Here is an 8,333-nt window from a genome sequence, read left to right as displayed (position 1 = left end):
GTTATGGTTACCGTCGGATTACATTAGAATTACGCAACAGAGGGTATGTAATCAATCATAAAACGATCCGACGTCTAATGAATGAGCTGGGATTAAAATGTCTCGTTCGAATGAAAAAATATCGGTCATACCGAGGACAAGTAGGCAAAACTACAGCTAATATATTAGAACGGGATTTTCATGCATCTAAGCCTAACAAGAAGTGGGTGACGGATGTGACAGAATTCCACCTGCATGGGGAAAAGCTATATTTATCGCCCATTCTCGACTTATATAATGGTGAGATAATAGCTTATAATATAGAGCAACGCCCTGTATATCCACTTGTTTCTAAAATGTTGGACAAGGCCATTGAGCGATTAAACGAGGGAGAAACCCCCATCCTCCATTCTGATCAAGGCTGGCATTATCAGATGAAGCAGTATCAATTTGCATTAAAAAAACATGGTATCATTCAAAGTATGTCCCGTAAGGGGAACTGCTTGGATAACGCAGTCATGGAGAACTTCTTTGGCTTATTAAAGTCTGAATTGCTTTATTTGAAGAAATTCGAGAGTGTGGAGCATTTTAAAATAGAGTTAGAAAAATACATTCACTATTATAACCACAAACGGATTAAGGCAAAGTTAAAAGGCATGAGTCCAGTGCAATACCGAACTCATGCCCAAGTAGCTGTCTAAACCCCATGTCTAACTTTTTGGGTTCAGTTCAGTGCCCCTGTCCCTTTCTACAATAATTATCTGTCTTTGTTATCATTATCATTTTGATCTAAATTATCCTCAATTAGATCTTCGCCAGCATCATTGTTGTCTTCCATGATGTCCCCATCATTACCTGTGTTAACATCATTGTTATCATTATTTAAGCCATTGCCGTTGTTATTATTTAAATCTGTATCCGTGCCCGTACCGTTTCCATTATTCATACCATTGTTGTCATTGGTGCCAGGCTCATTGACATTGTTGTCCTCTGGAGGCGGCTCTTGGTCGTTGTTTGCACAACCAGTTAACAGCATTGCCGTAAGCAGGGACCCTCCAATAATGCTTAATAGCTTTTTATTCATGAGAAAAACTCCTTTCCTGAATGTTTTTTGTGACCTCTTTTATAGTGGTCTCCTGTTAATGTTCCCAAAATACGCAGCAACTTGCATAAAAAATAAAGCCAACCCTTTAAGAGGCTGGCTTTATCACATGGTATATCTTGGTTTTCTGCTGGAATATTGATTATTTCAAAGCAAACGTAATTTCTGCCTCACAAACGAGTTCTCCGTCAACCGTAGCAACAGCTTTCCCTTTGCCAACCGGTCCTTTCACACGGATGATTTCAACTTCTAGGCGCAGCTGATCGCCAGGCAAGACTTGTCTTTTAAATCTGCATTTATCAATTCCGCCAAAAAAGGCAAGACGGCCGCGATTTTCTTCTTTAATTAACATAGCAACAGCTCCAACCTGTGCCAACGCTTCAACAATAAGCACACCTGGCATCACAGGATACTCCGGAAAATGCCCGTTGAAAAATTCCTCATTTGCCGTCACATTTTTGATTCCAATCGCTTTCTGCCCTTCTTCTACCTCAAGAATTTTATCAACAAGCAAAAAGGGATAGCGATGGGGAATGATTTCTTTAATTTTCGTAATATCCAACATATTAGTACCTCCTACTAGTAATAGGTTATATCTTATTTTCATTTTACTAAAAAAAACAGTGCATGTATAGATTGGAGGCTAGCCAACCATTTTTCCGTTACAAAAAAATGAGAGGCAAATGCCCCTCATCTCTCGTTTTACGTTATTCTTTTTCTATCAAATCAACAATATGCGTCCATGTTGATTTCTTAAAAATATCCTTTGCTTCTCCATTCCCGACAACACCGTAACCGACAGCCGCACCAGCGATGAGACTTAGAAAAATTAAAACCGCAACAATGATAATCCGCAGCCAGATCGGCAGGATGCGCACTCGAATGCGTCGTCTGCGCACTTTCGCCGGTTTGAGGTTATTCTCTTTTTTGAATTGCTCACGCGATTTCGCTGCTTCTTGATTATTGTTGTTTATCGACATTTTATTTTCCCCTTTTTCGCTGATGGACGTTTCACATTAACGAATTCCGTTCACTAATCCCATCATTTGATCTGCAATTGAAACGGATCTAGACTGGAACTGATACGCACGCTGAAGATTAATCAGATCTGTCATTTCTTTGGACATATCTACATTTGATTGTTCCAGTGCACGCTGCTGAATCGAGATTTGATTACGCATTGGACCGTTCAGCTCAGTCAAGATTTCATTCATAGGCACATTTAATTCTGCCATATTCTCCGGCAGGCCTAAAAGGTTGCCGCCTTTTTGCTCAAGGAATTGCGGTTTATTTAATTGAACAACACCTAGATTGAATTCACTTGTCCCGCCATTATCCATTTTTGCAATTAAACGCCCATTTGTCGTGATTTCATATTCATTTACTTGTCCGTTTATCGTAATCGGATTATTATTTTCATCCAAAACCGGAAAGCCATTCCCCGTAACAAGCATGGTTTCTGTATCTGAGAGCGGGGACAAGTAGAAAGCACCGTCTCTTGTGTAGCGAATGGCTGTCCCGCTTTCACTTTGCTCCAGCACCCGGAAATATTGACCTTCCTTTGTGAATGCAGCATCAAGGGCACGATCTGTATTTTTGATGCTTCCTTGTGCCATAACGATCTTAGATTGAGCAAGCTTTGCGCCAACCCCTTGTCTAATCCCATTTGGCGTCAAGCGGTTTGCTTCTGCATTCGCATTTTGCTGATTATTAAATTGCTGAAACAAAAGATCGGTAAAGCTTGCCTCTCTGCGCTTATAGCCAGCCGTATCAATATTTGCCATGTTATGGCTGACAATATCCATCTGCTTCTGCAGCTGTGAAAGCGTGTTCGTCGCTGTAATCATTGTTCTATTCATCGCTCATCCTCCTTCCCTTAAAACAAATTAGCCGATTCTGCCAACTTCATTTGCCGCTTTCTCCATGCTTTTATCATAAGCCTGCAATACCTTTTGATTAGCTTCAAAGGCACGGTAAGCTGTCATCATATCTGTCATCGTTCTGCTTACATCCACATTAGAGCGCTCTACGTAGCCCTGCTGCAGCTTAAATTGCGCGCCAGCTTCATTATAAGCATTTGCTAACGCATTTCCATCCTCCGTTTGATACAGCCCGTCTCCGAGCTTAATAAGACGGTTTGCATCTTCGGCAAAGCCGATGCCAAGTCTTGCTGTTACGCCGCCTTCACCGGAAAGCATGCCATTTTCATTGACTGTAAACTGATCACTAGTCAGCTGGATTGGGTTTCCAGCATCATTCAATACCCGCAAACCGCTTGCAGTCGTTAAAAAGCCTTGCCCATCAACAGTAAAGTTGCCGTTTCTTGTATACTGTGTTTCCCCATTTGGACCAGCTACCGCAAAAAATACAGAGCCATTCACAGGCATTGAGACGTCTAAAAGCGCCATATCTGTCCCGAGTCCTGTTTCCTTTAAATCGCCTTGCTTAAAGGCAGGGATCGCCTCTTGCATGTAGACACCTGTGCTAAGAGAGCCAATTCTTTTATTAAAAGGAAGATTGAGCCCTTTTTCAGTTGGAATATTCACGCCTTGATCATCCATTCGCTGTAAAAGCATCTCAGGAAATGCTCTTAACGATGCTTGATCTTCTTTAAATCCTGGTGTATTTGCATTTGCCATATTATTCGTCAGCATTTCCGTCCTTCTTTGCTGCGTAAGCATTCCGGACGCAACTGTATAAAATCCTCTGAACATCAATGTTCACCTCATCATATTAATCGATTAAATATGTAGATTAATCGCCTATTTGCAAAACTTTTTTTGACATTACCTCTATTATAAAAAAAATCCGCAAAATATACATTAAAATTTTACAGGAAAAAGTATGAAATAGGAGATTTATGCAAATTCGTTTCGAAATGATTTCTCCAATCTCGTCCATTTCCAGAAAGAACTTCAATTCCTTCATCGAAAATAGCCTGCCATAAAAGGCAGGCTATTTCACATTATCCAAGCTTTCTTCTAGGAAGCTTATCGATGTTATCAAGCATGATTCCGGTTCCAATTGCCACACAGTCCATTGGATTCTCAGCAATTAAGACCGGTACCTTTAACTCTTCAGCAAGCAATGTATCAATGCCATGAAGCAAAGCACCGCCGCCTGTCAGGATGACACCGCGGTCGATAATATCTGCTGAAAGTTCAGGAGGTGTGCGTTCTAGGACGCTTTTTGCAGCCTGAACGATGACAGCAACCGACTCTCTTAGTGCAAGTTCAATCTCTTCTGAACGTACAGTAATCGTTCTTGGAAGACCAGAAACCATGTCACGGCCGCGAATTTCCATTTCTTCACTTCTTGAACCTGGGAAAACCGTTCCAATATTAATTTTAATATTTTCAGCTGTTCTTTCCCCGATTAGAAGCTTGTACTCACGCTTAATATATTGAAGGATTTCACTATCAAAAGTATCCCCCGCCATCTTTATCGATGAAGAGGTAACAATATCGCCCATTGACAATACAGCTACGTCTGTTGTTCCTCCGCCAATATCAACAACCATATTCCCGCTAGGCTGGAAAATATCCATTCCAGCACCGATTGCTGCTACTTTCGGTTCTTCTTCTAAATAGATTTTTTTGCCGCCGCTTTTTTCGGCTGCTTCTTTAATTGCCTTTTGCTCAACGCTTGTAATGTTAGTTGGGCAGCAAATTAGAATGCGAGGCTTAGATAAAAAACCTTTCACATTTAATTTATTTATAAAATGCTTTAACATCGCTTCTGTCACATCAAAATCTGCAATTACGCCGTCCTTTAATGGACGAATAGCTGCAATATTTCCAGGTGTACGCCCGACCATGCGGCGTGCCTCTTCACCTACAGCTAAAACTTTATTATTGTTTCTGTCGATCGCTACAACAGATGGCTCATTCAATACAATGCCACGGCCCTTTACGTGAATAAGCACGTTAGCCGTTCCTAAGTCAATACCAATATCCCTCGCAAACATTCCTACTCTTTCCTCCTTGCACTTTTGGCCTTTCTTGTCCGCCCCGGCTCATAAGAAAAGCGCTAGGCGTCTGCTTTTTAAAGAAAACCAGCCAAGCACAATCTCTTATGTTTAAGCTATTTTAAGCGAACTTCGCTTTTATTATTTGTTGCTTCATAGATGCTCATTTGATTATACGAACCAAGTTCTATCCTAATTTTATATTCTACCACACTCATTGGGATTTAAATAATGATTTGTCAAAAATTGTTGGGATTTTTGCTGGTTTTTGTCGGAGGGGGTAAAAGAGAGGAAATATGTGAATTCATTTTTCTAAGTTTCCCCAATAAATAAAAGCAATTAGCCCATTGCCAATTGCCCTTATTGCAGCTATTTTTAATAGTGATTGAATTTATCCATTTACTTAATGGGCTCCCCTTCCATCTCCTCCTTTTTGTATTTCATTTTTGTCGCTTCTCCCCCTCTTAAGTGGCGGATTGATTTATGATAATCTAGGATTTCTTTCACCTCAACGGCTAATTCGGGATTGATTTCAGGAAGTCTTTCTGTTAGATCTTTATGGACTGTACTTTTGGATACGCCAAACTCCTTCGCAATGACGCGAACCGTTTTTCTCGTCTCCACGATATACTTTCCAATCTTGATAGTTCTCTCTTTGATGTAATCGTGCACACCACTCGCCCTCCCTAAATTGGATGTGAGAAGTGTGAAATGAGACTCGCTTTTCACCTTGACCGCTACACCATTCCGCACGTTTTCATTATTTAAAAATCAATTCTTCTTATTCCTCCATGCGGCAGAAGCAAAACGCCTTCTGAACTTGCGATGAATAAACATGTCCTAAAGCATATGCACTATTATTTCTCAAACGACTCCTCACCTCAAACACTCTCTTTGTAAGGTTAGTAACAGTCTATTAGCTTGGTTGCTTATATATGCATGAAATACATAATAGGGACAAGGTATTCGATTAATTTTTTGAAAATTTGTTCAATAAACCAAAATACATTTCAAGCACCATTTTTACAAAAGAAAAAGGAATTTGACGAAAAACGGTTATTTCCCAAGAAATTTGTCAATAGACGTCAGATTTTTCGTTTGACTTTTTTAAAAAAAAATGTCTTTCTAATTAACTTAGTTCATATTATGATTAATCCATTAAAAAATAGCGGTTTTTGTCGAAATATTAATTAGAGAACTATTTTGGAGTGATACATGCATCTGAATGCACACTCTAAAGCCACACATACATATCGTGAAGGCATTTTCGAATAAACATTAAATACACTCATCAGTGAAGGAGAATGCAGGAATGAAATGGTCCATCCGCAAGAAAATCGTTATCATCTTCGGCGTATTTTTATTGTTAATAGGAGTTATTTGTGCGTTATCATTTACAACTTCATCAAAATTAAATAAGAATGCAAATGTAATTAACACAGAAGTTATTATTGGTATTAGACAAATTGACGATATACAATTTACTACAGAACGTTATTTTTCAACTGCTCAACAATATTTATTGGCGAGCGACTCAAAGCATAGCAATAAATTTTCAAAGAAAATGGATGAGGTTGAATCAACAGTTAACCAAATGTTTGATGATTATGAGAAACAAAGCTTAAAAAGCGAAGAGGCTAAGGCTATCGGCAAAAGCCTCCGCAAAAAATGGGAAACATTCTTAAAGGCAACAAATGAAGCACGCGAGCTTAAGATTAATAACCAAGTGGATAGTGCCATATTACAATATTATGATGCTCAGATTTTATATGAAGCAATGGATAAAGATATCAATAACCTCGCCTCTATGCATGAAAAGCAAGCATCTACAATTGAAGAGGAAGGAACTCAATTATACAAAAATAACACTATTATTATGATAGTATTGGTGTTTTTTTCTATCCTTTTCGTCATATCAATGATTATTTTCATCTTACATCTTATCCAAAAACCAATTGTTAGGTTGGCTGAGAAATTCACACAAATGGCTACAGGCGATCTAACTGTTGGCGAGTTAAAGATAAAGAACCGTGATGAAATTGGTGAGATGGCGGGAAGCTTTAACCAAATGCTCGACAAATTAATAAAAATTGTTCAGAGCATTGATTCAAATGTAGTACTGGTTGCATCTACTTCAGAAGAGCTTGCTGCAAGTGCTGAAGAAACATCAAATTCTCTGCAACAAGTAACAGAAGCCATTATGGAAATATCAGAGGGCTCATCCGTCCAATTAGAGAGCACCCATACGAGCCGCAAAGTGATCGAGGAAATAGGCAAAGGGATGAATCAAGCCTCTCAATCTGTTGCCAATGTATCTAATCTGGCCGTTGAAACGACAGAAGCAACGGTTGAAGGAACTGCAATCATGGATAACACGATGGATAAGATGGTTGATATTCAGCATTCTTCAAAGTCAACAGCGCAAATTGTCAACTCCCTTGAGCAAAAGTCAAAGGAAATTGAGCGCATTGTCACATTGATTACTGATATTACAAATCAGACAAACTTGCTAGCATTGAATGCAGCCATTGAAGCGGCACGTGCTGGAGAACATGGAAAAGGATTTGCTGTAGTTGCTGATGAGGTTCGCAAGCTAGCAGAGCAGTCTAACGGTGCAGCTGGCGAAATCAGCAATCTGATCGGGGTCATTCGTCAAGAAGTGATGGAAGCGAATCAAGCTATGGAGGAATCCCTTCAAAATGTGGAAAATGGCATTGAGATGGCTAAGACGACTCAATCCAGCTTCCAGGAAATCGCTCGTATGGTTAGCGAGGTCTCCGCTCAAACGGAAGAGATTTCTGCTGTAATTGAGCAAGTGAATGCAAGCACGCAAAATATGCAGCATACCATGGATGAAGTAGCACATCTTTCAAATGAGGCTTCTGAACGGTCTCAAAACGTGGCTGCTGCTGCAGAAGAACAAAATGCAACCATGGAAGAAATTTCATCCTCTACAACAGTCCTCAGTCAAATGGCTGATGAGCTTAGAATGATTGTGAATCAATTTAAATTATAGACTTTGTTGATTGAGAATTTTTAAGCGGAGAATTTCCGGTTAATATAGAGAGACGAGGCTTAGGAAGCAGAAATAAGCGGAGATATTCCGCTTAACTGCTCTAAATAAGACAAAATCCACCGATTTGGCTACTTTAACCGGAAAAACTCCCCTTATTTTTAAGGAAATATCGGTATTTCTCAATTTAAGCGGAATTTTTCCGTTTATTTTTCAAACAACGTAAGAACAGAGTCAAATGATAAGCAAAAAACCCGCCATTGGCGGGGTTT

The 8,333-nt window shown here is 39.6% G+C and carries 9 protein-coding genes; 2 read left to right on the top strand and 7 right to left on the bottom strand.

Features of this window, described 5'->3' with window-relative positions:
* Positions 1-680, top strand: a 680-nt coding sequence (locus C1726_RS13550) for an IS3 family transposase (RefSeq protein ID WP_142385117.1), incomplete at its 5' end; no start/stop codon positions are given.
* 56 nt (positions 681-736) lie between these two features.
* On the opposite strand, the gene C1726_RS13545 is transcribed toward C1726_RS13550, so the two are convergent.
* From C1726_RS13545 to spoIIID, 7 genes are all read right to left on the bottom strand, one after another.
* The gene (locus C1726_RS13545) at positions 737-1,063 is read right to left on the bottom strand and encodes a hypothetical protein (protein WP_102273646.1); all 327 of its coding nucleotides are present in this window, start codon (positions 1,061-1,063) and stop codon (positions 737-739) included.
* Between the two features lie 160 nt (positions 1,064-1,223).
* Positions 1,224-1,646, bottom strand: a complete 423-nt coding sequence (gene fabZ / locus C1726_RS13540; protein WP_102273645.1) for a 3-hydroxyacyl-ACP dehydratase FabZ — start codon at positions 1,644-1,646, stop codon at positions 1,224-1,226.
* Between the two features lie 142 nt (positions 1,647-1,788).
* Positions 1,789-2,061 carry a DNA-directed RNA polymerase subunit beta gene (locus tag C1726_RS13535; protein ID WP_102273644.1) on the bottom strand — a complete coding sequence of 91 codons (273 nt, stop codon included), beginning with the start codon at positions 2,059-2,061 and terminating at the stop codon, positions 1,789-1,791.
* A 36-nt stretch (positions 2,062-2,097) separates the two neighbouring features.
* Complete coding sequence (locus C1726_RS13530) at positions 2,098-2,940, bottom strand: flagellar hook-basal body protein (RefSeq protein ID WP_102273643.1); 843 nt, start codon at positions 2,938-2,940, stop codon at positions 2,098-2,100.
* 27 nt (positions 2,941-2,967) lie between these two features.
* Positions 2,968-3,795: a flagellar hook-basal body protein gene (locus C1726_RS13525; protein ID WP_102273642.1), complete on the bottom strand. Its 828-nt coding sequence runs from the start codon at positions 3,793-3,795 to the stop codon at positions 2,968-2,970.
* A gap of 251 nt (positions 3,796-4,046) precedes the next feature.
* Positions 4,047-5,048: a rod shape-determining protein gene (gene mreB, locus C1726_RS13520; RefSeq protein WP_053478575.1), complete on the bottom strand. Its 1,002-nt coding sequence runs from the start codon at positions 5,046-5,048 to the stop codon at positions 4,047-4,049.
* Between the two features lie 399 nt (positions 5,049-5,447).
* Entirely contained in the window at positions 5,448-5,720 is a 273-nt protein-coding gene (gene spoIIID, locus C1726_RS13515) for a sporulation transcriptional regulator SpoIIID (protein WP_102273641.1), read from the bottom strand.
* Positions 5,721-6,360: 640 nt separating this feature from the next.
* Here spoIIID and C1726_RS13510 point away from each other — a divergent pair.
* Positions 6,361-8,064 carry a methyl-accepting chemotaxis protein gene (locus C1726_RS13510; protein ID WP_102273640.1) on the top strand — a complete coding sequence of 568 codons (1,704 nt, stop codon included), beginning with the start codon at positions 6,361-6,363 and terminating at the stop codon, positions 8,062-8,064.
* Positions 8,065-8,333 lie beyond the last annotated feature (269 nt).

It is taken from the genome of Cytobacillus massiliigabonensis (assembly GCF_900199725.1).
GTDB lineage: Bacteria > Bacillota > Bacilli > Bacillales > Cytobacillaceae > Cytobacillus > Cytobacillus massiliigabonensis.
The sequence above is the reverse complement of the archived record's forward strand: the minus strand, read 5'-3'. Positions and strand labels throughout refer to the sequence as shown.